The following is a 23,792-nucleotide window of genomic DNA, read 5'->3' on the forward strand; positions in this document are numbered from 1 at the left end:
ATTTAATTTAATTCTATAAGTACATTCGTACCTGGCTTTAATTTCTGACCAGCTACCAATGATTGATTTACCACTCTTCCTTTTCCCCTGACTGTAGCTTTAAATCCAGCGTTCTCCATCGCATAAAGCGCATCAACCAAGCCCATTCCTTTTACGTTCGGAACAACTCCTTCTTTAAATTCTGAAACTGTAAATGCTTCAGCTGTATGATTCGATGAATCTTTATCCGCAGCAACTATCGAATTCCAGTTAATTGATTGCACACCTAACATTTGGTACACTTTAGCTGTTGCATCCTTCGATCCTTTCAATGTATAAGGCACTTTATTTCCTGCAACATTTACTTGGCGGTTGTTGAAGGTTTTGTGTAAGCTTAGGTCATTTGCGTAGACCATATCTGCCAGCTCTCTAAATACTGGACCTGCTACAGAACCTCCATAATATCCATTTCTTGGATTACGGATAACCACAATCATTGAATATTTAGGGTTTTCAGCTGGAAAATACCCCGCAAATGAAGATTGGTATCTCCTCGCTCCATATCCCTTCGCGCCATCTGCCATTTGTGCTGTACCAGTTTTACCAGCAGAACTATATAATGGACTCCTCAATCTTTTACCTGTACCCTCCGTCATCACGCCTTCCATCATTTTCTGCATTTTTCCAACAGCTTCCTTCGAGGCAATCTGTTTATTGATTACACGTGCTTCGAATTTCTTTACCGTCGTTCCTAAATGCTGAATTTCTTTTACAAATAATGGAGCTACCATTTTACCATCATTAGCAACTGCATTAAACAAGGTTAAAGTTTGCAATGGAGTCAATTTCAACTCATAGCCATAAGCCATTTGTACCAATGACAATTTACTCCATGATCTACTATCTGGCATTTTCACCCAAGGATTCGCTTCTCCTGGAATTTGCAATCCTAACGGTTGAGCCATACCCCATTCATGTAATTTCCCAGTGAATTTCTCTGGATTCTTACCATAATGCGTTCCAATTGTCTTAGCAACACCTACGTTTGAGGATTCTTCAAATGCTTCCTTGATCGTCACTTTAGATTTCTTTGGCGGATGTGAATCCTTAATAGTATGCCCCGGAACTTTCCAAGTACCATTTCCGATATCAATGACCGTACTGGTATCTACCATATTATCATCTAGTGCAACTAAATAGGAAGCAACTTTAAATGTTGAACCTGGATCAGCACCCTGCGCAATTGCATAATTAAACTTCTCCCTATACACACCTTCACTATCCCTCGTAAAATTGGCAATGGCTCTAACCTCACCGGTCTCAACCTCCATCAATACCACACAGCCATTATCAGCATTACTCTGAATCAATTGCTTCTCCAATGCGCGCTGTGCCATGTCTTGCATATTCACGTCAATAGTTGCAATGATATCTGAACCATCCGTAGGAGCAACTTCAATCTCTCGGTTCACCGGAATCCAGACACCGCCTGCTATACGCTGCATTAACTGAACACCACTTTTCCCTTCGATGTAATCCCCATAAGCACCTTCCAACCCTACTCTTACCGTATCACCTTTACTGTTTTTATATCCAATGGTACGTGCCGCCAGATTGGTAAATGGTAGAATACGCTTATTCTCTCTTACCGCTATCAAAGAACTCGAGAACCTTTCTTTCTCTTCTTTAAAATTCCTCAACAAAGGAAAGGTCTTCAAGACCTTCAATTGCTGATGGGATACATCACGTTTAATCAATACGTAACGCATCTTTTTTGACCTTGCCTCCTTTAATTGAGTCAAGTATTGTCTAGCCGATTTGTCTCCAAAAAAAGTGGAAAGCTTATTGGCCAAAGAATCCACCCGAGCATTGAAAATATCATTATGCTCGGATGGAATGGCCATCGCATCAAACCGTATTTCATATTCCGGAACAGAAGTAGCCAGTAAACTTCCGTCATTGGAATAAATATTTCCTCTCGCAGCTTCAATCACTCGCTCACGGATCGTCAAACTATCCGCAATCTCTCTCCACTTGTCACCATCCACGTATTGCAAGTGCAATAACTTGCCAAATACCATTAAAGCACCAAAAACCATCAGGCCGAACGCCAGGTACACCCTAATTAATATGGACTTCCTAATATTCATCTTTTGGTTTTTCTTAATTTTATTTTACTTCCCTTACTATCTCTAACTTAATTGGCGGTTCGGTTCTTTCTTTCAAACCTAATGTATCCGCACGTTTGGCAATCTCTGTCTGGGTTGTCAATTTCATCAACTCCGCATTCAGTGATTTATAATCCCATCCCAGCTCCTTCACCTCCCTACCCAACTTATCAATCCTTCTTACAGTATTTTCTGCCAAATGGCGGTTCGTAATATATAGCAACCCTAAAAAGGCAAGAAATGCCACAAAAGGCAAGTTCTTAGCAACTAAATAGGTAGAAATCTTTTTCTGCGAAAAGAAGGTTTTCAGGAAGTTCTCGGTCTCCTCGACCTTCTCCTCCAATGCATCAGACATCTCCTCTTGCACTTCCTCACTTAGCTCTTTTTGCTTTATAGTATTTTTCTTTGCCATATTCCTACGCTACTATATTTTCTCCGCAATCCTCAACTTCGCACTTCGCGCTCTGTTATTCTGCTTCACCTCATCCTCCGACGCAACGATCGCTTTTCTACTTATCACTTTAAATGGCTTAATTTCATTTCCAAAAAAATCCTTCTCAACCTCTCCCTTAAACTTTCCTTTGGCCAGGAAATTTTTCACCAACCTATCCTCTAAGGAATGATAAGACATCACCACCAATCTTCCCTCTGGCTTCAAAACAGAAACTGTCTGTTCTAAAAACTCCTGCAATGCCTCAAGCTCCCTGTTTACTTCAATTCGCAAAGCCTGAAATACCTGAGCATGATACTTATGCTCTTTCCCTCTTGGCACTAGCTTTTGAATTGCACCCTTCAACTCAGCTACCGTTTGGATTTCATTGCTCAATCTGCTCGTAACAATAGTCTTCGCCAACGATTTTGCATTTTGAATCTCACCGTACATCCCGAAAATCCTGTGCAAATCCTCCTCAGCATAGGTATTTATCACCTTACGCGCATCCAAATCCGATACCTGATCCATTCGCATATCCAGATCCGCATCAAAACGGATAGAAAAACCGCGATCCGCAGCATCAAACTGATGTGATGAAACTCCTAAATCAGCTAAAATCCCATCAACCTGTTTCACCCCTTCAAGACGTAAATAATTTTTTAAGAACTTAAAATTCTGATGGATCAATGTAAACCTCTCATCAGGCAGTGCATTTTTGATAGCATCAGGATCTTGATCAAAAGCGATCAATCTTCCCTCAGGTCCCAAATGCTTCAGAATTTCTTTCGAATGTCCGCCGCCACCAAATGTCACATCTACATAAATCCCGTTTGGTTTTATAGCTAGTGCTTCAATACACTCCCGGAGCATAACCGGAACATGATAACCAATCTCGTTACTCATTGCCGTCTCCGAAGTTAAATCCACCCATTACTTCCTCAGCCAAAGCAGAGAAGTCATCATCCATACCTCCGTCCATCATTTTTTCATATTCATCTTTCGCCCAAACCTCAATCTTATCAAACTGACATTGCATAAACACATCACCTTGAATTCCCGCATACTCCAACAATGATTTTGGCAATAGAACCCTTCCCGCTGAGTCAAGAGATAATTCCGTTGCCCCACGCATAAACTGACGAATGAAGTTTCTATTCTTCACATTGTACTGGTTTAATTTGGACAACTGAAGCATCTTTTTGCTCCACTCCTCTTTCGTATAGATCGTCAAATTCTTCTCAAAACCACGATTCACAACAAGCCCTTCACGCTCTACATCAGGCAATTGCCTTTTGAGCGCTGCAGGAACCACCATTCTTCCTTTGGTGTCCAACTTGCATTCGAATTCTCCGATTAATTGAATCATTTACTTGACTTCTACTCTAATATTAATGTAAAAGTATACACTTTCTCCCACAATCTCCCACAATGCCCCACAAAAAAGTTTTCCACATAGCATATCCGCCACAAAAAAGCCGTTTAATACATCAAAAACGCATAATAATATTGAAATACAATAAATTAACTTTTGTAAAATGATTCGCAATTTCCGCTCAAAACCAAGTCAAATTCCTTGTTTTTAAGGAATTGAATTCCCCAAAATCATCATTTGTGGGGCAAAGTGGAGGAACGTGTAGGAAGAGTGGGGCATCCCCCAGTTTTGGTCGGGTTTTAGTCGAGTTTCGCTCGTGTCTCATCCGCAGCATATCAGGACATAATCCACAGCTCGTCCGGATTTTTCCGGACGAGGTCATAACAAGTTCTTTATAAGGTGCGGACTATTCACGACCAAAACACGATCAAAACTACTTCCAAACCTGAAAGAAACCCTAGAAATCCTGCCAAATATCCTATCCCATTATATATGGACCTTATTCGATTAATATTCTTTATTCTCGCATAAATGCAATAATTTTGTAGGTCAATAAAATTGAGATAATCATGCACAGAACCCATACTTGTGGCGAATTAAGAATTGAAGATTTAGGAAAAACCGTAACCCTGAGTGGATGGGTACAAAAATCACGTGACTTAGGAGGAATGACCTTCATAGACGTACGTGATCGTTATGGAATTACGCAGTTAACATTCAACAGTGAGGATGATGAGTCTTTACGCAGCCATGCTCGTGAATTGGGCAGAGAGTATGTTATTAAAGTGACTGGAACTGTAATCGAACGTTCTAGTAAAAACCCAAAACTCCCAACAGGAGATATAGAAATTAAGGTTAGCAACTTGGAAATTTTGAATGAATCAAAACTTCCTCCTTTTACTATAGAAGATGAAACCGATGGTGGTGAAGATATTCGTATGAAGTATCGTTACTTGGATATTCGCAGAAACCCGGTTAAAAACAGTTTATTGTTCCGTCACAAAGTGACCCAAGAGGTAAGAAATTATTTATCTAGTTTAGATTTCTGTGAAATCGAAACTCCTTATCTAATAAAATCTACTCCTGAAGGTGCACGTGACTTTATTGTCCCTTCACGAATGAACCCAGGACAATTTTATGCATTACCACAATCACCACAGACCTTCAAACAACTGTTAATGGTGGGTGGAATGGATAAATATTTCCAAATTGTGAAATGTTTCCGTGATGAGGACTTAAGAGCAGATAGACAGCCTGAGTTTACCCAGATTGACTGTGAAATGTCTTTCGTTGAACAAGAGGACATTTTAAATGTTTTTGAGGGGATGACACGTCACTTATTAAAAACAATCCACGGAATTGAAATCAATCAGTTTCCAAGAATGACATTTGACGAAGCTATGCGTACCTACGGTAATGACAAACCGGATATCCGATTTGGAATGAAGTTCGGTGAGCTAAATGCCGTAGCTCAAAACAAGGATTTTGCAATATTCAACAACTCAGAACTTGTAGTTGGTATTGCTGTACCTAGTGCAGCGTCTTACACCAGAAAGCAAATCGATGAATTGGTTGATTGGGTAAAGCGTCCACAAGTTGGGGCATCTGGAATGGTCTATGTCAAATGTGAAGCGGATGGAACATTCAAATCATCAGTTGACAAATTCTATGATCAAGAAGATTTAGCGAAATGGGCTGAAGTTACTGGCGCGCAAGCGGGAGATTTAATCTTGGTTCTTTCTGGTCCTGCCAATAAAACAAGGGCACAATTAAGTGCTTTACGGATGGAATTGGGCAATCGTTTAGGTTTACGTAAATCCAATGAATTTGCACCCCTATGGGTTGTTGATTTTCCACTGTTGGAATGGGACGAGGAAACAGAGCGTTACCATGCCATGCACCACCCGTTCACATCACCTAAATTAGAAGATATGCCTTTGTTGGATACCGATCCTGGAAAAGTTAGGGCAAATGCGTACGATTTAGTTTTAAATGGAAATGAAATTGGAGGTGGTTCAATCCGTATCCATGATAAGGACATGCAAGCCTTGATGTTTAAGCATTTAGGATTCACACCGGAACAAGCACAAGCACAGTTTGGATTCTTAATGAATGCGTTTCAATATGGCGCTCCACCGCATGGAGGATTGGCATTCGGATTAGACCGATTGACAGCGATCCTTGGAGGTCAAGAAACAATCCGTGATTTTATTGCATTCCCTAAAAATAACTCTGGCCGCGATGTAATGATCGACGCTCCGGCAAATATTGCAAAAGAACAATTGGATGAATTAAGCATTAGCTTAATTGAACAAAAAAAATAATCGAAAAACATGATTTGTAAAGAGCGATTATCCAATTCGGGTAATCGCTCTTTTTAATTTAAGGTATTTCTTTTTTATAAACAGTTTGGATTTTATACACATTTTTCAATCAATAACAGATAATTTTTTATCTTTAAAATTGGTTGATTTTCACATTCAACAATTAATTTTGCATTAAGCGACAGAACATCCCTATGGCACAGACAGTAGCAGATAAATTCTTGAAGGATAGTGCTTCCAAATCATTTGATTTACAGCATCGACAAGTTATCAATAACAATATTGATAAGTATGGGGTTGCCTTTGAGAAGGGGAAAAGCAAGTTTTTTGATTTAGAGAATTCCAAGAAAAAGGCGAACTTGATTAAATGGAAGGTTATCGAAAATTTAGATCGGTACCTTTTGGACTTTGAGTCAAACTTTACAGCTAGAGGGGGAAAGGTTATTTGGGCAAATGATGCTGCCGAGGCCCGTGAGGAAATTTGGCGCATTATGGAGAATCATCAGGCAAAATCGGTTGTGAAATCAAAATCAATGGCGACAGAGGAAATTGAACTCAACCATTTCCTAGAATCTAAGCAAATTGAAACCATCGAAAGCGATTTAGGCGAATTCATTATCCAATTATTGGGTCAGAAACCCTATCACTTTGTAACGCCGGCCATGCATTTGAGCCTGGAGGAAATTGCTAAATTATTTCATGAGAAATTTGATACGCCTTTGGAAGCATCGGCAGAGGAACTGACCATGAAAGCTCGGGAAATTCTGAGGGAAAAATATACAACTGCAGACATTGGAATTACAGGAGCTAATTTTCTACTTGCCGATACGGGGGGTATTGCAATTACCGAGAATGAAGGAAATGCAAGATTAACTACTACCTTTCCAAAAGTACATATTGCCGTTGTCGGTATTGAGAAGATCCTACCAAGCATCAATGACTTGGATTTATTTTGGCCCTTGCTATCAACCCATGGCACTGGACAAAATCTAACGGTTTACAATACCGTTTTAACTGGTCCGAGGAAGAATACTGAATATGATGGTCCCGAGGAGATGTATGTAATCTTGTTGGACAATGGCAGGACAAATGTTTTAGAACAAAAAGATCAAAGACAAGGCTTGTACTGCATTCGCTGTGGAGCATGTCTTAATGTTTGCCCCATCTATCAAAATATTGGTGGCCATACTTATGAGACAACCTATCAAGGACCGATTGGATCCTTAATTTCACCACATCTGAATGGGATGAAAGAATTTAAACATTTAAGTTATGCATCGTCATTATGTGGAAAATGTACTGAGGTCTGTCCGGTTGGCATTGATATTCAAAAAATGCTCTTGTTAAACAGAAGGGATGCTGTTCAGCAGGATATCGTCACATCTGTTGAGAAAAAGGGTTGGAGCATGTTCACATGGGCAATTCAAAAAAGAAAGATCATTGATTTCTTCGGTGGGAAGACAAAGAACTTCTTTATAAGGAATTTCTTTAAAAAAGCCTGGGGCAATCAGCGCGAACTGCCTAAACTGGCGGATAAATCTTTCACCCAACAATGGAAAGAAAAGCAAAAAGATAAATAGAAGAAAAAAGAGATGCCTTTCGGCGTCTCTTTTTTCTTCTATTTATTTGAATCCAGAATAGACTTACTATCTTCTGCCATTCTAATAAACTCAGCTCTGTATCCTTCATCGTCTTTTCCTTTTGCAGCTTTAGCTCTAGCAATCAAATTCTCAAAACTAGAGTTTTGTTTATAGCTTGAGTTACGCAACAACATTCCAAATTCTGCTACGGCAGTTGCAAAACGAAAGTCTTCAGAAACGGCATCCAATGCATGTACATTATTTTTAACAACAGTTTGCTGTAATTGGCTTTTTTCAGATTGGGGATCTTTATAGCGGAATTTTACTGTTGCTAATTCTCCATTTTTAGAACCTAAATTAGGCTTGTCAGTTTCTTGATATTTCAATTTATCGACAGTTCCAATAATGGAACTTTTAACACCTACTGGAATTACTTCGTAGATAGCGGTCACTGTATGTCCTACTCCCATATCACCGCCAATTTTAGCATCATTATTAAAATCTTCAGCATCCATTAACCGGTTTTCATATCCAACCAAGCGATAGGCTTGAACATATGCAGGATTAAATTCTACTTGAATTTTCACATCCTTAGCAACAGTAAATAAAGTCCCCCCAAATTCCGTCACCATTGCTTTGCGTGCTTCTGAAATATTATCGATGTAGGCATAATTACCGCGGCCTTTGTCTGCTAATATTTCCATTTTTTTATCCTTAATATTTCCCATTCCGTATCCTAATACAGTCAGGTTAACACCGCTTTCACGTTCCTTAGCTATTAAATCTTCCATTGCCTCATCACTAGATTCACCCACATTAAAATCACCATCAGTAGCTAGGATAATCCGATTATTCCCTGCTTTAATAAAGTTATGACGAGCGATTTGATATGCTTTTTTAATTCCTGCCCCACCTGCTGTAGAACCACCTGCAGTTAGCTCATCAATAGCGGTTTTAATTTTCATTTTTTGGTCACCTTTGGTGCTTTCCAAATGAACGGATGCATTACCAGCATAAGTAACGATTGCTACTTTATCTTCAGCCCTGAGTTGATCGACTAATAATTTAAGAGAGGATTGAACCAAAGGCAATTTATTTGCAGCCATCATCGATCCTGAAACATCAATTAAGAACACCAAATTAGAAGCCTTTAGGTTTTCCTTTGGGATATCTTTGGCCTTTAAGGCAATGCGCATCAATTGATGCTCTTTGTTCCAAGGAGAGGTAGATAGTTCCGTATAGATTTTAACAGGGTCTGAATTCTGAGGCCCTTGCAGGTTATACTGAAAATAATTTATCATCTCCTCTACCCTTACAGCATCTTTTGGAGGCAATTGTCCGGAATTGATCATTCTTCTAACGTTGCTATAAGAAGCCGCATCCACATCAACCGCAAAAGTAGAAAGGGCTTCCTTTTTTGGAGAGATAAATCCATTTTCTTCAAACCTATCATAACTTTCTGTATTTGAATCTTGGTATGGCCTAGGCATGATCCTTCTTTCATAACCAACATGAACACCGGCTACTTTACCTTGAAGAACTTGTGCCCGATTCATCGAAACCGTCTTATTGTTTTGGGAACTTCCAACAATAACGACCTCATCCAGAAGCATTTCTTTGGGCCTTAATAAAATATTTATTTCTTTTTTGTGACCTACTTTAATCTTTTGTTCAGCATAACCCACATAGTTAAAGGTTATGAAATCGGAGTTTTCTGCCTGAATGATATAATTACCTTGCTGATCAGTTGCAGCCTTGTTGGATTTACCGTCAACCGTAACCACCACACCTGCAAGGGCTTGCTTGGTATCATTATCTTTTACGGTACCTTTAATTGTTCTTTCCTGAGCTAGTCCATTACTTCCTAGAGTAAACAAAAGGACTATAAAAGCGAATATTTTGTTCATGATTAGTAAATTTTGACAAGGGATGCAGAAAAAATCAAATTTCCATAAACGAGAAAAAAAAATTATTTTTCGGCAGTAAATGAGCACGAGGACCTTGTCAAAACAGAAGAATCTAACAGATGAAGATCTACTAAAGGAGTACCTACAGGATGGCGACCTAGGCCCTCTTGGCGACCTCTATCAAAGGCATAGTGAAATGGTCTATTATGTGTGTTTACGCTATTTTAAGGAACCAGAACGAAGTAAAGATGCGGTTATGCAAATCTTTGAAGAGCTCATCGAAAAAGTAAAAAAGCAAGAAATTCAAGACTTCCCCCGTTGGCTCTATGTGGTCAGTAAGAATCATTGTCTGATGTCCCTCCGATCGGCCAAAAATAAGACAGAAATTGTTACAGATAATTTTGTGGAATTTTCAATGAACTTGCATCAAGAGGAAAATTATCAAGAAAGGGAGGAACAGTTATTGAGATTAGAAAGCTGTTTAGAAACGTTAATCGAGAAACAGAAAATGAGCATTCAATTGTTCTTTATTGAACAGAAATGCTACAAAGAAGTGGTAGAATTGACGGGATATAGCATGAATGATGTTAAGAGCTATATTCAAAACGGCAAAAGGAATTTAAAAAACTGTATGGAAAGGAATTCTCATGATTAAGAATTTTGACATAGCATATTTACGCAAATACGTTAACGGAGAATTGACTAGCTCCGAGATGTATGCTATTGAAAAAGCTTCGCATGAGGATGAGCTATTGATGGACATTATTTTAGGATTGGAAGAAGAAAAAGAACTACAATCCGAGTTGGATATTTCAGAGATTCATTCTGCAATTTATGAGCGAACTCATCCTGCAAAGATCCGTTCAATAAAATCCTATCGTTTCCTATCGATTGCTGCATCACTTTTATTAGCCCTTGGGATTGGAGCAATTTGGTATTTAAATCGAGATGATCAAAATAAGGTTGAAATGACGATGGAAGCGGCATCGGTCGATCAATCAGAACCAGCCACGGACACAACATTAAACAGTATCAATGTTGACAGTCTTGAAGGACGTACTGAGGAAGATCAGTTAATAGCCATGGCAACTCCGGAGGCTCAATTACCATCAAAAGATCAAGTTTTGCAATCGGACAAAAAAATAAGCAGTTCTAGCAAGAAAAAGACTGTGGAAGATATTTTAGCTGACCGCGAAGAGGTCTTTTTAAGAGAGGTTCCTAAGGCAGATACGAGTTCATTTCATAATAAATATGATAACAGGGTTGCATATACCCCCCAATATAAAAGGTCTGCAAGTTCGGATGTAATTTTATTGAATGGTAATAATTTAGCTGCCGAACAATTAGCAGGGCGGGCAGCAGGAGTAAATGTTAATCGAGTTAGTTCCTTACAGGATGTTAAAAAACTTGCTACTGGCCGTGTATTGGACCGCCAATCAGGAAGACCAATTGTCAGTGCATCTGTGCGCGATATTAAAACCAACGATGTGGTCATGACCGATTCTTCCGGTCAATATGTAATGCCACTAACTTCTGATAATCAGAAACTGGAAGTACTATCCCTTGGCTACGAACAGCAAGAAATCATAGCAAGCAACAATAAAATCGTACAATTAAAACCTAATTTTGATCAGTTGGATGAAGTTGTTGTGGTGGGATATGCTGGTAAAGCATCAAAATTCAAATCCGAACCACTAGTAGGTTGGGTTGCCTATAAGAAATATATCAACGACAATTCCTATCAAACCTTATTAGGAAAAGGATCCGTCACTCTTGTATTCGATATTAATTCCTTCGGAAGACCAATAGATATTACGGTCAAAAAATCTAGCAATCCCGACCTAAACCAAAAGGCCATACAAATCATCCAAAATGGTCCCGACTGGAAAAAAGGCAATGACGGAAAGAAAATTGAAGTGAGGGTGGATTTTGGCCGTAAGGAGTAGTTAGTAGTAAGTAGTTAGTATTTAGAACTGGAATCCGTCAAGATTAATCTAATAATCTGGACAAGGTTCTAATATCTGATGTCTCCAAATCCCCAAACCCATTTTAACTTTATTTGATAAAAATGCCAAAAGTATAAAACCGGTCAACTCTATTTAGGGATGGACATATGTCTTTTTTCAAATATCTACTATCAACCGTCTATTGTCTTTAGCTTAAAATCCCATCGGGATGGCATATCTATAGCCAGACCCTGCGGGTCTGGAATAAGCGTTAATTCCAAAACAACTCCGTAGGAGTGACATGTTAATAGCCGTTTTGTCTTTTGTCTAACTACTAAATACTAACTACTAACTACTATATACTATCTCACACCTTCATCCTAGCAAGAGGTGCGACGTCTTGGCTGATAAAGTCTTTTTTGAGGAATTTTTGGTATCCGGCGATTGCGATCATGGCAGCGTTGTCGGTGCAGTATTCGAATTTTGGGATAAAGACATTCCAATTATATTTTTGGCCCATTTCGATAAGGCTGTTTCGGAGGCCGGAGTTTGCTGACACGCCACCTGCGATTGCGATATCCTTAACACCGGTTAATTTTGCGGCTTTTTTAAGTTTATTTAGCAGAATGGAAACGATACGGCTTTGGACAGATGCACAGAGGTCGTCCATTTTCTCTTCCAAAAAATTGGGGTTCTTTTTTATTTCATCCTGTACTAAATAAAGAATGGCAGTTTTTAGACCTGAAAAACTAAAATTAAGTTCAGGAATTTGAGGTTCTGGAAGTTTAAATGCATTCGGATCACCTTCTTGAGCATGTTTATCAATTAAAGGGCCACCAGGATATGGGAGGTTCAGAATTTTCGCTGTCTTATCGAAGGCTTCGCCGGCAGCATCATCGAGAGTTTCACCCAGCAATTCCATTTCAAAATAATCTTTTACCAATACGATCTGGGTATGTCCGCCAGAAACTGTAAGGCATAAGAATGGGAAATTTGGTTTTGGATTATCGATAAAATGTGCCAAAATATGCGCCTGCATATGATTTACTTCTATCAAAGGGATATCCAGAGCAAGAGCGAAAGACTTTGCAAATGAAGTTCCTACCAATAAAGCACCTAAAAGTCCGGGGCCACGCGTAAAAGCTACTGCATCTACATCATTTTTCCGTATTTTAGCAGCAGCGATAGCTTGGTCTACCGTGGGAATGATATTTTGTTGATGTGCTCGAGAAGCTAACTCAGGAACCACACCCCCATATTTAGCATGAATTGCTTGACTAGCAATAATATTTGACTTAATTTCGCCGTCTATACATATAGAGGCCGAAGTTTCATCACATGAAGATTCTATTCCTAGAATAATGGCCATTTTGAGAGAAGTATAAATTTTAATTTACAAAAGTATCAAAAAAATACTTAAAATAACGTTGATTAGTGTGCTCAGCATCTTGGCCTTGCTGTCTATACTTCTATTCTCTCTACAGTTTTCATCTGTTCAAACATTTGTTACCAAAAGAGTCGCTAAATATTTATCGAAAGAATTGAATGCGAAGGTTGAAATTGGAAGCATATATTTCAAACCATTTTCAGAGCTTAACATCTATGATTTCAAATTAGCGGATTCCAATGGCACACCTATCCTATCTGCTAAAAAATTAAATGCAGATTTAGTGTTAACTGATTATTTTCAGAACAAGATTGTCATTGAGAAACTGAATATCGAAAAGGCCTATGTAGATTTCCAGGTTTATAAGGACAGTTCCAATATAAAATTTCTGATTGATTACTTTACACCGAAAGAGAAAAAGAAGACAGGTGAGAAGAAACAGATGGAGCTAAAGCTCTATGCCTTAAACTTAGTTGATAATCATATTAAGATTCTGAATCATACCCAAAAACATCATAGTCGCGGAGTAGATTTTTCAGATATAGAGCTCACTCATTTTTCAGCGAACCTGAGTAATATTCAGCAGGATTCCAGTACCCTCAAAACCAAAATAAAGAAATTAACATTTCAGGAAAAGTCTGGATTTATCTTAAGGAATTTGAATGCAGATGCGATTATTACAGGACAAAGTATGGAGTTTAATCAACTTCGGCTTCAGACCAATAACTCCACTTTAGGTAACAATCTAAAATTCACCTATAAGAAGTTTGCTGATTTCGGAGACTTTGTAAAAAAGGTTGAAGTTACTTCAGATATGGAAAAAGTATTTGTTGACTCCAAGGATATAGAATATTTTGCTCCAGATATGAAATCCGTGCGCTTTAAGGCGCATGTAAATCAAGGAAGGGTGACTGGAACAGTTGCCAATATGCGGGTTCGAAATGCCGATATTAAAACAGGTGATGCCACACGTTTGATCGGTGATTTTACGATCAAAGGTCTTCCAGACATCAATAAAACAATTTTTGATTTCCAAGCTGAACAGTTATTAACTACAGCAAAAGATGTAGAAAAGCTAGTTCCGGAACTGTCAAATAAAAATTCTTTTACCTTACCTGAGCAACTACATAATTTAGGCACCATATCATTTACTGGAAGCTTTAAAGGGTTGTATAATTTATTTGATGTAAAAGGTGATTTCAAAACAGATCTTGGGATTATACATACTGAAAGTAAAATTGACATACAGAAAAATATCTTATATGCTGGACATGTTCGGTCAGAAGAGTTCCAAATAGGGAATTTAATCAACAGCAATACAATTAAAAATTCTGCTATCAACTTAGATTTTGACGGTCAAAACTTAGATTTCAAAGAAATCCAACTCAATTTAATTGGAGACCTTCGCAATCTTCAGATTGGGAATTATCAGTACGATAGTGTCTCGGTAGATGCTTTTCTATTTGAGCAACAAATAGAGATGAATGGTCATATTAGCGACAGGAATATTGCATTGGCCTATGACTCTAAGATCAATCTAGAGGAATCAAAGCAATTGTATATAGTTGATGCGCAAATTGAGAAAATCAATTTAAAGAATTTAGGTCTGTTCGAAAAAGACAGTATCATTATTTACGATTCGAATATCAGCACGCTTCTGACAGGAAATAATCTGAATAACCTTAATGGGGATTTGCGAGCGAACCAAATATCAATGGAAACCTCCAAGGGAAGATTCACGATTGATGATGTTTATTTTGCTGCTGAGGGGAATGAAACGGATAAGCTATTAACATTAAAATCGAATGTTATGGATGCTGAGATGAAAGGGATCATAGATTTAAACACCTTGATACCTTACTTTAAGGCATTGGCTATGCGATATGCACCAGCAATAGGGTTGGAGACCGAGCCATACAACCCGCAAATCTTTGACCTGGACTTAAATATTAAATCCTTTGAACCCGTCTCTGCTTTCCTGGATCCTACCCTTACTTTGGAAGATGGAGCCACATTGGAAGCGCACTTCTCCTCTGAAGATTTTACGGCCCAATTTGAGGCATTCAGTCCTTTTGTCAAATATCAAGGAGTCAATCTACAGAATCTAAGAATTGTTGAAAATGCTAATGAACATGCTTTTTCATTAAATGTAAAAGCAGATAAGGCTTTCCTAACAGACAGCATTTTTGTCAATAACATTGAAATCAATAATATCCTAGCAAAGGACAGCCTCTTATTTAATATAAAAGGTGCCGAAGATACAGAGCAGAATTACATGCGTCTTAATGGTAATATTCACTTTGCGCATAATAAACCTGCTTATATTCGATTTGACGAATCGACCATTGTTATCAATCATGAGCCTTGGGTTTTTAATACCGATGCAGAGATGCGTGTCTCCAAGGGAAAATTCTATTTAAACAATTTAATTGCGTCACAAGGCAATCAAAGTGTAGAGTTTAATGGGGTTCTTTCCAATGAAGATGATAAACTAGAGATAGAATTCAGCAGGTTTAATCTTCATTCCATAGAAAGCATTACCAAGCCTATTGGCATTGAATTAGGCGGCGAATTAAACGGAAATATTGAGATCCATTCCATATTTAAGAAACCATACTTATCCGCAAATATCAGTACAACACCATTGGTTTGGAATCAGATTCCTATAGGTCAGATGGTTTTATTAGCGGATTTTGATCCAGAAATAAAAGTAGCTAATATAGATTTTCAATTATTGGATGATCGAAAAAGAGGACTAACCTTAAATGGTACTTATGAGGTTGTTGAAGGTGAACAAGCCATTAATTTAAAGGGTAAATTAAATCAAGCTGAATTAATATTATTCCAACCGTTCATCCGGAACTTAGCATCTGATCTTCAAGGCAAGATGGATGCAGACCTTCAAATAGTAGGAACTTTAAAAGATCCTCAGATTAATGGGACTGCACAAATTGAAAGTGCAGGATTTAAGGTAAACTATTTAAAAACTGCCTATAATTTGAATAATCAGTCAGTAATGATTGATAAAAATGCTGTGATGTTGAACAACCTTGTATTTACAGATATCAAAGGACATCAGGCCCAGGCCGTGGGGGTTGTAGACCTTTCGAAATTAAGTAATCCATATATTGATATTAATGTAGCGACGAATAATGTGATGATTTTGAATACGACCTATAAGGATAACAATCTTTACTATGGTACGGCCTATGCTACTGGAACCTATCAATTCAAAGGATTTACATCTGCAATAGATATTAATATCAAGGCAAAATCAGAAAGCAATACGGTGATAACAATCCCTTTCAATACCGCCATGACAGTTTCAGAAAGTGACTTTATCTATTTTGTCAGCAAAGATTCTACGGAAAATAAGGAGAATGCTTCCAAGTACTTCCTTAAAGGGATGACGATGAATATGGATTTGGAGCTAAATCCAAATGCTGAGGTAAATTTACAGACCGATATAGGCTCATTAAAGGGAACAGGTACGGGAGAAATAAGCTTGAAAATTTCTAGTTTAGGTGATTTTGAGATGTTTGGCGACTATGCGGTGAATTCTGGAAAATTTCATTTCACAGCGCAGGATTTTATCAATAAATATTTTGATTTAAAACAAGGAGGAACAATCCGTTGGACAGGAACACCATCAGGGGCTACGGTTAATTTGACTGCTGTTTATCAACAGAGGACCTCAATCCGGGATTTATATAGTGCAGCAGGGCGAGCAGGCACAGATGAAAGAGTTTTAGCGCAAGCCGATATGATCATCAAAGGGACTTTGAGCCAGCCCGATGTTTCCTTTGATTTAAATTTCCCACAGACACCTTATGTTAAAGATGAACTACAGGCCTATTTTAGTGATGCGAACAACGTGAACCAACAAGCCCTAAGCTTAATAATCCGTAGAAGTTTTACCGCAAATAATTCTGGGGAAATAGGCCGTGAGGTAAATAATACGTTATTATCTGCAGGGACAGAAATAGCATTCAATCAATTGAACAATATCCTTGCTCAGTCATTAAAAATAGATTTTCTAGATTTTAATATCCGTTCGTTGAACGACGCTTCCGCATCATTGAGGTTTTTCGATGACCGGTTGGTTCTGACAGGTGGAGTTGTTGACAGAAGGAATATTCAAACGACTGATTTGACGTTTTTCTCAAATCAAGTAGCTACAGATGCTGAACTGACTTATAAAATTAGGAAGGACGGAAGCCTTATGTTTAGGGCATATAACAGGTTGAATACAAGAAATATTCTTTTTACGCCTACAGATGATTATATCAATGCGGTAGGTTTAGTTTACCGACAAGAATTCAACACGCTTGGTGAGTTTTGGAAGAAAATGTGGACCTGGAAACCAAAAAGAGATACCATTTCCATAATTCCAAGTGTCACGCAAGACAGTATCAAGCGTTCCACGATTCCTACAGTTAATTAAGATACTTTTCTAGAAGGAAATCCCGCTCATCGTCTAAGGTTCCTGAAAATTCAGGTTGTTTAGCACGGTTGTACCAATACCTAGCATTCCATAAATCTCCTTCTACCCGATGTAAGTAGGCATGAACATGAGCAGAAATAGGATCGTTCAAATGATCGATTAGATCATGAGCTTTTTTCCATTCCCCCTTTGCATCAAACCATAACGATTGTATTTGTATATCCCAATTTGGGTTGGGTTGAGGATCTGAAAGAGTTAATTTAAATTCTTCTAAAGTCATCTATCAATATATTATTTTTATTTGAAAAAAAGCCGCAAACTGATAATTTGCGGCTTTTGAATTATTTAAATTTACTTGCCAGAGCAGCAAGTTTAGCTGCCATATCGGTTTCAGGCGCTTTATCTTGCCTTCTTTCTGATTTTCTCTCTGAATGTTTCCTTGGAGCTTTTTCTTCAGTTTTCATGGATAAACTGATTCTATTTCTCTTTTCATCCAATTCTGTTACCGTAACGGTTACATGTTGTTGAACTTTTACAATTTCATGCGGATCGGAAACATAATGATTAGCTAATTGACTTAAGTGAACTAATCCATCTTGATGCACACCAATATCCACAAAGGCGCCGAAGTTGGTAATATTCGTAACGATTCCAGGAAGTTTCATTCCAATTTTTAGGTCTGAAATACTATTGACCCCATCAGTGAAAGAGAAAGCTTCAAATTTATCACGCGGGTCAAGACCTGGCTTTGCCAGTTCCAATATAATATCGTTTAATGTCGGCAGACCAACCTCATCTGTAATATATTTCTTGAGCTCTACGCGCTTTCTCACCTGTTCATCTTTCATCAAGTCTTGAATGGAGACGTTGATATCTTTTGCCATTTTTTCAACGAGCGCATATCTTTCAGGATGTACCGCAGATGCATCCAGAGGATGTTCAGCATTTCGGATTCTTAAGAATCCAGCTGCTTGTTCAAAAGCTTTCTCTCCTAAGCGAGGAACCTTTTTCAATTCACGTCTAGAGCTAAATGGCCCGTTTTCCTTTCTATAATTTACAATCTGTTGTGCCAATGCTGGTCCTAAACCAGAGATATAGGCAAGAATTTGTTTTGATGCAGTATTGAGTTCTACACCAACAGAATTCACACATGACATCACAGTATCATCCAAAGCAGATTGCAGTTTATTTTGATCAACATCGTGTTGATATTGTCCTACACCAATAGATTTAGGATCAATCTTTACCAATTCAGCTAAAGGATCCATCAATCTTCTACCGATAGAAACTGCTCCCCTTACGGTAACATCATAATCAGGAAATTCCTCTCTAGCTACTTCCGAAGCTGAATAGATCGACGCGCCACTTTCATTCACCATGACAAGGACAGCACCAGGAATATTCATCTTCCGAATAAACTCTTCAGTTTCCCTACCCGCAGTACCATTCCCGATTGCAATGGCTTCAATTTCATAAGCAGAAAGCAGTCTTTTAACAACCCTTTCAGCTTCTGCTTGACCACCTGCTCCATTATGGGGGAAGATTGCCGTGTTTTCCAAAAGATTCCCCTGAGCGTCTAAAACTACCGTTTTACAGCCAGTTCTAAATCCTGGATCAATTGCCAAAAGTCTTTTTTGTCCTAATGGTGCCGCTAATAACAATTGACGAACATTGTCAGCAAAAACCTTAATGGCTTCTTCATCCGCTTTCTGTCTAGTCAGCACACGAATTTCAGTTTCCATGGAAGGCTTTAGTAGCCGTTTGTAACTATCTGCCAATGCCAATGCCACTTGTTGGCTGGCCTCATTATTACCTTTAATATAAATCTTTTCAATTCCTGGTAGGACATCCCCTTCTGCGATATCGATATCAAGATATAGAAGTTCTTCTTTTTCACCTCTACGCATTGCCAAGACCCGATGTGATGGGGCATCTTTCAAGGATTCGCTCCATTCAAAGTAATCTTTATATTTCAATGCTGCTTCTTCTTTACCCGGCACTACCCTAGAAACGAATTGACTTTTATTCAACAATGATTTTCTAGCGTGCGCTCTTACCTCAGCATCTTCAGCAATTTGCTCCGCAATAATATCCCTTGCTCCTGCTAAAGCTTCTTCCATAGTAGCGACAGCTTTTTCAGCATCAATAAATGCTGCGGCAGAAGATTCTACATCAATACGCTCTTGGGCAAGAAGCAAATCTGCCAAGGGCTGAAGACCTTTTTCCCGCGCGACAGATGCTCTTGTTTTACGTTTTGGTTTATAAGGAAGGTAGATGTCTTCAAGAACAGACATTGTCTCAGCAGATTTAACTTGGTTTTCAAGTTCTGGAGTTAACTTTCCTTGTTCGGAGATTGATTTTAAGACCGCATCTTTGCGTTTATCTAAATCTCTCAATTGCTGCATTCTATCACGGATAGCAGTAATCTGCACCTCATCCAAACTTCCTGTAAGTTCTTTACGGTATCTGGAAATAAAGGGTACAGTAGCACCTTCATCCAATAGGGCAATGGTGGTACGCACTTGTTTCTCGCTAATCGATAATTCCTTCGATACGATAATCTCGTGGGATGTAATCATACAAAAAATCAAAAATGGAAAAATAAAGCTGTTGAATGAACATCAACAGCTTATGATATAGAATTCTTAAATGTTCTAGGCTTGTTTTGAGTTATTTTCTTCTAAAGGATTATTTTCACCTTCAGGAGTTGAATTCTCTTGATTAACTTCTTCGGTATTATTTTCAGGTGCAGGAACATCTGTACTTGCAAAATGGTCATTATAACCATAGCTGTAATAATCGTCTTTAGTCGGAGTTGTGTAAGGCTTATGCTCATAGGTTCCTGCTGGAGCAGTAAACTGAGGCACTTTCTTTTCAGCAATTTCATTTTCTGGATCAGCCTCCTCAACAGCAAGGTCATTTGTCGGCTCAAGCTCTTCATTTGTGTTAGTTGCCAATTGCTTTTGCTCTGGTTCTTTTTCGATATCTGTTTTTATATCGTCAATTTCCTTCTCGAAGTTGTTAATCTGATCTGAAATCTCTCTCTTAATTCCCTCTGAAGCATCTTTAAATTCCCTGATCCCACGTCCCAATCCTCTTGCCAATTCTGGTAATTTCTTGCCACCAAACAGTAATAATGCGACTAAAATAATCAGCATCATTTCCTGGGTACCAATGTTCAAAAACGCTAAATTCATCTCTACTTTATAAATTGATAATAAGCTAAGGTAAGTCTATTATTTTTTTTCAGCAATAAATTCCTGTAATTATTTAGAAACAAAAAGTTAAACTCAAATGATTTTCTATGCGAGTTATAACTTGTACCTTTGGTCTCCTTATTAATTTATGTTTATGCTGCAGAATTTCAAATCCAACAAAATTTATTATTTAAGTACAATGGCATTAGCTGGACCGGTAGTAATCTCCCAACTAGGCCACACGTTGGTTCAAACTGCAGATACAATAATCGTCGGACATTTTGCAGGAACGATTTCCTTAGCGGCTGTTTCCTTAGTACATTCTGTATTTATGGTGGTTTTGGTCATTGGACTAGGAATAGCCTATGGATTAACCCCTCTAATAGCGCAAGAAAATGGAAGACAGAACTATAAAGAATGTGCAAAGCTCTTGTCCAACAGTTTTTGGCTTAACCTCGTTGCAGGGATTCTATTGTTCTTATTTGTTTATTATGGATCGATGTATGCGATGACCCATGCAGATCAAGATCCGGAGGTGGTGGAAACGGCCAAACCCTATTTGTTTATCCTGAGTCTCTCGATACTGCCATTAATGGTTTTTAATACGTTCAAGCAATTCGCAGAGGGTTTAGGATTTACGAAACAAGCCATGAACATTACGATCTGGGGAAATGTGCTGAATGTGGTTATTGCCATTGTATTGGTAAAAGGTATGTTTGGAATTGAGCCCATGGGAGTTCGCGGTGTAGGGATTGCTACATTGATAGACCGAATCTTGATGATGGCAGTTATGGCTTGGTATGTATTAAACTCCAGCAACTTTAAACGCTACATTCAACATTTCTCGGTCAAGTTTATTGATTTTTCAAGGGTAAAAAATATATTAAGGATAGGAGCTCCAGTTGCAATGCAATATGTATTCGAAATAGGCGCATTTGCTGCAGCGGCTTTAATTGCAGGTAAAATTGGAGCCATTGAACAAGCTTCCCATCAGACGGCAATAACATTGGCAGCAATGACCTATATGATGGCTAGTGGAATCGCTTCTGCAGCCACCATTAAGGTTGGAAATGCATACGGCAATAAAAACTTCTTCAGGTTACAGAAATTTGCTACGGTATCTTACCATTTGGTTTTGGTATTTATGATTATCTGTGCCATAATTTTTGCAGCATTGAATCAGTACCTGCCTTACATCATCACTAAAGACCAGGAGGTTGTCGTTATGGCAGCTCAATTATTGATCATTGCAGGTATGTTTCAATTATTTGACGGTACACAAGTTGTTGGTTTAGGGACTCTACGTGGAATGGGTGATGTAAATATCCCGACTTTCATCACCTTCTTTGCCTATTGGATCGTTGGAATTCCTACCGCTTACCTTTTTGGGATAACACTTCAAATTGGTGTGAAAGGAATCTGGTATGGATTAACCTTAGGATTATTAACCTCTTCGATCTTGCTATATCTTAGGTATCGATATATGGTGAACAAGAAATTGCCAAGGCATCAGATTTTGGCAACAGGATAAACAAAACGGGCAAGGAATAAACCTTGCCCGTTTTTTTATTTTTAAGCCGATTAAATTACTCGGTCAGCATCCCAATTTTCTAAATAGTCAGCAACTCTACGGATAAATTGTCCGCCGAGAGCACCATCAATAACACGATGATCATAAGACATGGAGATGTACATCATATGCCTTACAGCGATTACATCGCCATACTCTGTTTCTAATACCGCTGGTTTCTTCTTAATAGTACCTACTGCCAAAATAGCCGCTTGTGGTTGGTTGATAATCGGCATACCGAAGATATTTCCAAATGCACCAATATTGGTAAAAGTAAAAGTACCTCCCTGCGTATCATCAGGTTTCAATTTATTTGCGCGAGAACGATTGGCTAAATCATTTACAGATCTCGATATACCAGTCAAACTCAATTGATCCACATTCTTAATAACGGGAACAATCAGATTTCCGGTAGGCAATGCTGCTGCCATACCAATATTAATGTTCTTTTTGCGAATAATATTATAACCATCAACAGATACATTCACCATTGGAAAATCCTTGATTGCCTTCGCAATCGCTTCGATAAATAATGGGGTAAATGTGATGTTTTCGCCTTCAGATTTTTTATAAGCGTCTTTTACTTTATTCCTCCAGTTTACCAAATTGGTTACATCAGCTTCAACAACTGAAAACACATGCGGTGAGGTTTTTACACTCTGTACCATATGGTCGGCAATTAACCTACGCATACGATCCATTTCGATAATTTCGGAGTCGCCAGTACTACTTTTCACAACTTGTACCGGTGCTGACTCCATACGTTCAGGAACTTGTTTAGTAGGTTCCGATTCAGCCGGTGCTGAAGGTTTCGGAACTTGAATGCCTTTATTTTTTTCCAGGTAATTTAAAACATCTTGCTTGGTTACCCTTCCTTCTCCACCAGTACCAGGGATGCTATCCAATTCTTGCTGAGAAATCCCCTCCTGTTGAGCAATATTTCTTACCAATGGTGAATAGAACCTTATTCCTGAATGGAGTTCTTGATGATTTTCATTGAAAGATGGTTTATTTTCAATTTGATCAATTCCTGGGATTTGAGTTTCCTCTATTTTTTCTTCAATGGAATCCTCGACCTTATCTTCGATAGGAGGATAAGATTCAGCAGGGGTTTCTGTTTGTAAATCAGATTCAGGGGAGTCAGTTTTAATTTCAGATTCTTCCGTTTCAGGACCATCGATTTCAATTAAAGCAATTACATCACCCACCTGAACAGTTTGGTTCTCATCGAACAATCTTTCTTTTAAAATACCAGAAACTGGAGATGGGACATCAGAATCGACCTTATCGGTAGCAAGTTCCACAACTGCTTCATCCTCCTCAATTTGGTCTCCTACCTGCTTTACCCATTTTGTTAGAGTAGCTTCAGAAACGCTCTCTCCCATCTTAGGTAACACTAGTTTATATATAGCCATCTACTTATATTTGGATTGTTAGATTACTAAGTTAAATATTAATACTTACTTGACAAGTGAACAAAATTAA

General features: G+C 38.4%; 16 protein-coding genes. 6 read left to right on the forward strand and 10 right to left on the reverse strand.

The window, feature by feature from the left end:
• Window positions 1-2: 2 nt before the first annotated feature.
• The 4 genes from E0Y80_RS07690 to mraZ are packed head-to-tail and all read right to left on the reverse strand — an operon-like array spanning window position 3 to window position 3,946.
• On the reverse strand, window positions 3-2,129 hold the full coding sequence (locus E0Y80_RS07690; protein WP_156307074.1) for a penicillin-binding protein: 2,127 nt from the start codon (window positions 2,127-2,129) through the stop codon (window positions 3-5).
• Between the two features lie 19 nt (window positions 2,130-2,148).
• The gene (locus E0Y80_RS07695) at window positions 2,149-2,559 is read right to left on the reverse strand and encodes an FtsL-like putative cell division protein (protein ID WP_156307075.1); all 411 of its coding nucleotides are present in this window, start codon (window positions 2,557-2,559) and stop codon (window positions 2,149-2,151) included.
• Window positions 2,560-2,571: 12 nt separating this feature from the next.
• The gene (gene rsmH, locus E0Y80_RS07700) at window positions 2,572-3,483 is read right to left on the reverse strand and encodes a 16S rRNA (cytosine(1402)-N(4))-methyltransferase RsmH (RefSeq protein ID WP_156307076.1); all 912 of its coding nucleotides are present in this window, start codon (window positions 3,481-3,483) and stop codon (window positions 2,572-2,574) included.
• Window positions 3,476-3,946, reverse strand: a complete 471-nt coding sequence (mraZ, locus tag E0Y80_RS07705; RefSeq protein ID WP_156307077.1) for a division/cell wall cluster transcriptional repressor MraZ — start codon at window positions 3,944-3,946, stop codon at window positions 3,476-3,478. The genes rsmH and mraZ overlap by 8 nt, the downstream gene beginning before the upstream one ends.
• Window positions 3,947-4,521: 575 nt before the next feature.
• Here mraZ and aspS point away from each other — a divergent pair.
• Together aspS and E0Y80_RS07715 are read left to right on the forward strand one after the other, a co-directional pair.
• On the forward strand, window positions 4,522-6,276 hold the full coding sequence (aspS, locus tag E0Y80_RS07710) for an aspartate--tRNA ligase (RefSeq protein ID WP_156307078.1): 1,755 nt from the start codon (window positions 4,522-4,524) through the stop codon (window positions 6,274-6,276).
• Between the two features lie 194 nt (window positions 6,277-6,470).
• On the forward strand, window positions 6,471-7,856 hold the full coding sequence (locus E0Y80_RS07715) for a LutB/LldF family L-lactate oxidation iron-sulfur protein (protein WP_156307079.1): 1,386 nt from the start codon (window positions 6,471-6,473) through the stop codon (window positions 7,854-7,856).
• A gap of 38 nt (window positions 7,857-7,894) precedes the next feature.
• On the opposite strand, the gene E0Y80_RS07720 is transcribed toward E0Y80_RS07715, so the two are convergent.
• Window positions 7,895-9,763, reverse strand: a complete 1,869-nt coding sequence (locus E0Y80_RS07720; protein ID WP_156307080.1) for a vWA domain-containing protein — start codon at window positions 9,761-9,763, stop codon at window positions 7,895-7,897.
• 79 nt (window positions 9,764-9,842) lie between these two features.
• Here E0Y80_RS07720 and E0Y80_RS07725 point away from each other — a divergent pair, with 79 nt between their 5' ends.
• Complete coding sequence (locus E0Y80_RS07725; protein WP_156307081.1) at window positions 9,843-10,418, forward strand: RNA polymerase sigma factor; 576 nt, start codon at window positions 9,843-9,845, stop codon at window positions 10,416-10,418.
• On the forward strand, window positions 10,411-11,709 hold the full coding sequence (locus tag E0Y80_RS07730) for an energy transducer TonB family protein (protein ID WP_156307082.1): 1,299 nt from the start codon (window positions 10,411-10,413) through the stop codon (window positions 11,707-11,709). The genes E0Y80_RS07725 and E0Y80_RS07730 overlap by 8 nt, the downstream gene beginning before the upstream one ends.
• 367 nt (window positions 11,710-12,076) lie before the next feature.
• Here E0Y80_RS07730 and tsaD read toward each other — a convergent pair whose 3' ends face one another.
• Window positions 12,077-13,078, reverse strand: coding sequence for a tRNA (adenosine(37)-N6)-threonylcarbamoyltransferase complex transferase subunit TsaD (gene tsaD, locus E0Y80_RS07735; RefSeq protein WP_156307083.1), 1,002 nt, complete (start codon window positions 13,076-13,078; stop codon window positions 12,077-12,079).
• A gap of 43 nt (window positions 13,079-13,121) precedes the next feature.
• Between tsaD and E0Y80_RS07740 the strand changes: the two genes are divergently transcribed.
• Window positions 13,122-17,540 (forward strand): translocation/assembly module TamB domain-containing protein, encoded by a 4,419-nt coding sequence (locus tag E0Y80_RS07740; RefSeq protein ID WP_449448576.1) that lies wholly within the window; start codon window positions 13,122-13,124, stop codon window positions 17,538-17,540.
• On the opposite strand, the gene E0Y80_RS07745 is transcribed toward E0Y80_RS07740, so the two are convergent.
• From E0Y80_RS07745 to E0Y80_RS20935, 3 genes are all read right to left on the reverse strand, one after another.
• Window positions 17,533-17,820 (reverse strand): hypothetical protein, encoded by a 288-nt coding sequence (locus tag E0Y80_RS07745; RefSeq protein ID WP_156307084.1) that lies wholly within the window; start codon window positions 17,818-17,820, stop codon window positions 17,533-17,535. The two genes, E0Y80_RS07740 and E0Y80_RS07745, sit on opposite strands and share 8 nt — an antisense overlap.
• 61 nt (window positions 17,821-17,881) lie before the next feature.
• Window positions 17,882-20,119: a Tex family protein gene (locus E0Y80_RS07750; protein WP_156307085.1), complete on the reverse strand. Its 2,238-nt coding sequence runs from the start codon at window positions 20,117-20,119 to the stop codon at window positions 17,882-17,884.
• Between the two features lie 75 nt (window positions 20,120-20,194).
• A complete protein-coding gene (locus E0Y80_RS20935; RefSeq protein ID WP_156307086.1) occupies window positions 20,195-20,737 on the reverse strand; it encodes a Sec-independent protein translocase subunit TatA/TatB in 543 nt (180 codons plus the stop codon).
• A 154-nt stretch (window positions 20,738-20,891) separates the two neighbouring features.
• On the opposite strand from E0Y80_RS20935, the gene E0Y80_RS07760 reads away from it, so the two are divergent.
• Complete coding sequence (locus tag E0Y80_RS07760) at window positions 20,892-22,268, forward strand: MATE family efflux transporter (RefSeq protein ID WP_156307087.1); 1,377 nt, start codon at window positions 20,892-20,894, stop codon at window positions 22,266-22,268.
• A gap of 50 nt (window positions 22,269-22,318) precedes the next feature.
• Here the strand turns inward: E0Y80_RS07760 and E0Y80_RS07765 are convergent, their stop codons facing one another.
• Complete coding sequence (locus E0Y80_RS07765; protein WP_156307088.1) at window positions 22,319-23,722, reverse strand: dihydrolipoamide acetyltransferase family protein; 1,404 nt, start codon at window positions 23,720-23,722, stop codon at window positions 22,319-22,321.
• Window positions 23,723-23,792 lie beyond the last annotated feature (70 nt).

The organism is Sphingobacterium endophyticum, from assembly GCF_009733535.1.
In the GTDB taxonomy this organism is placed as follows: Bacteria; Bacteroidota; Bacteroidia; order Sphingobacteriales; family Sphingobacteriaceae; genus Sphingobacterium; species Sphingobacterium endophyticum.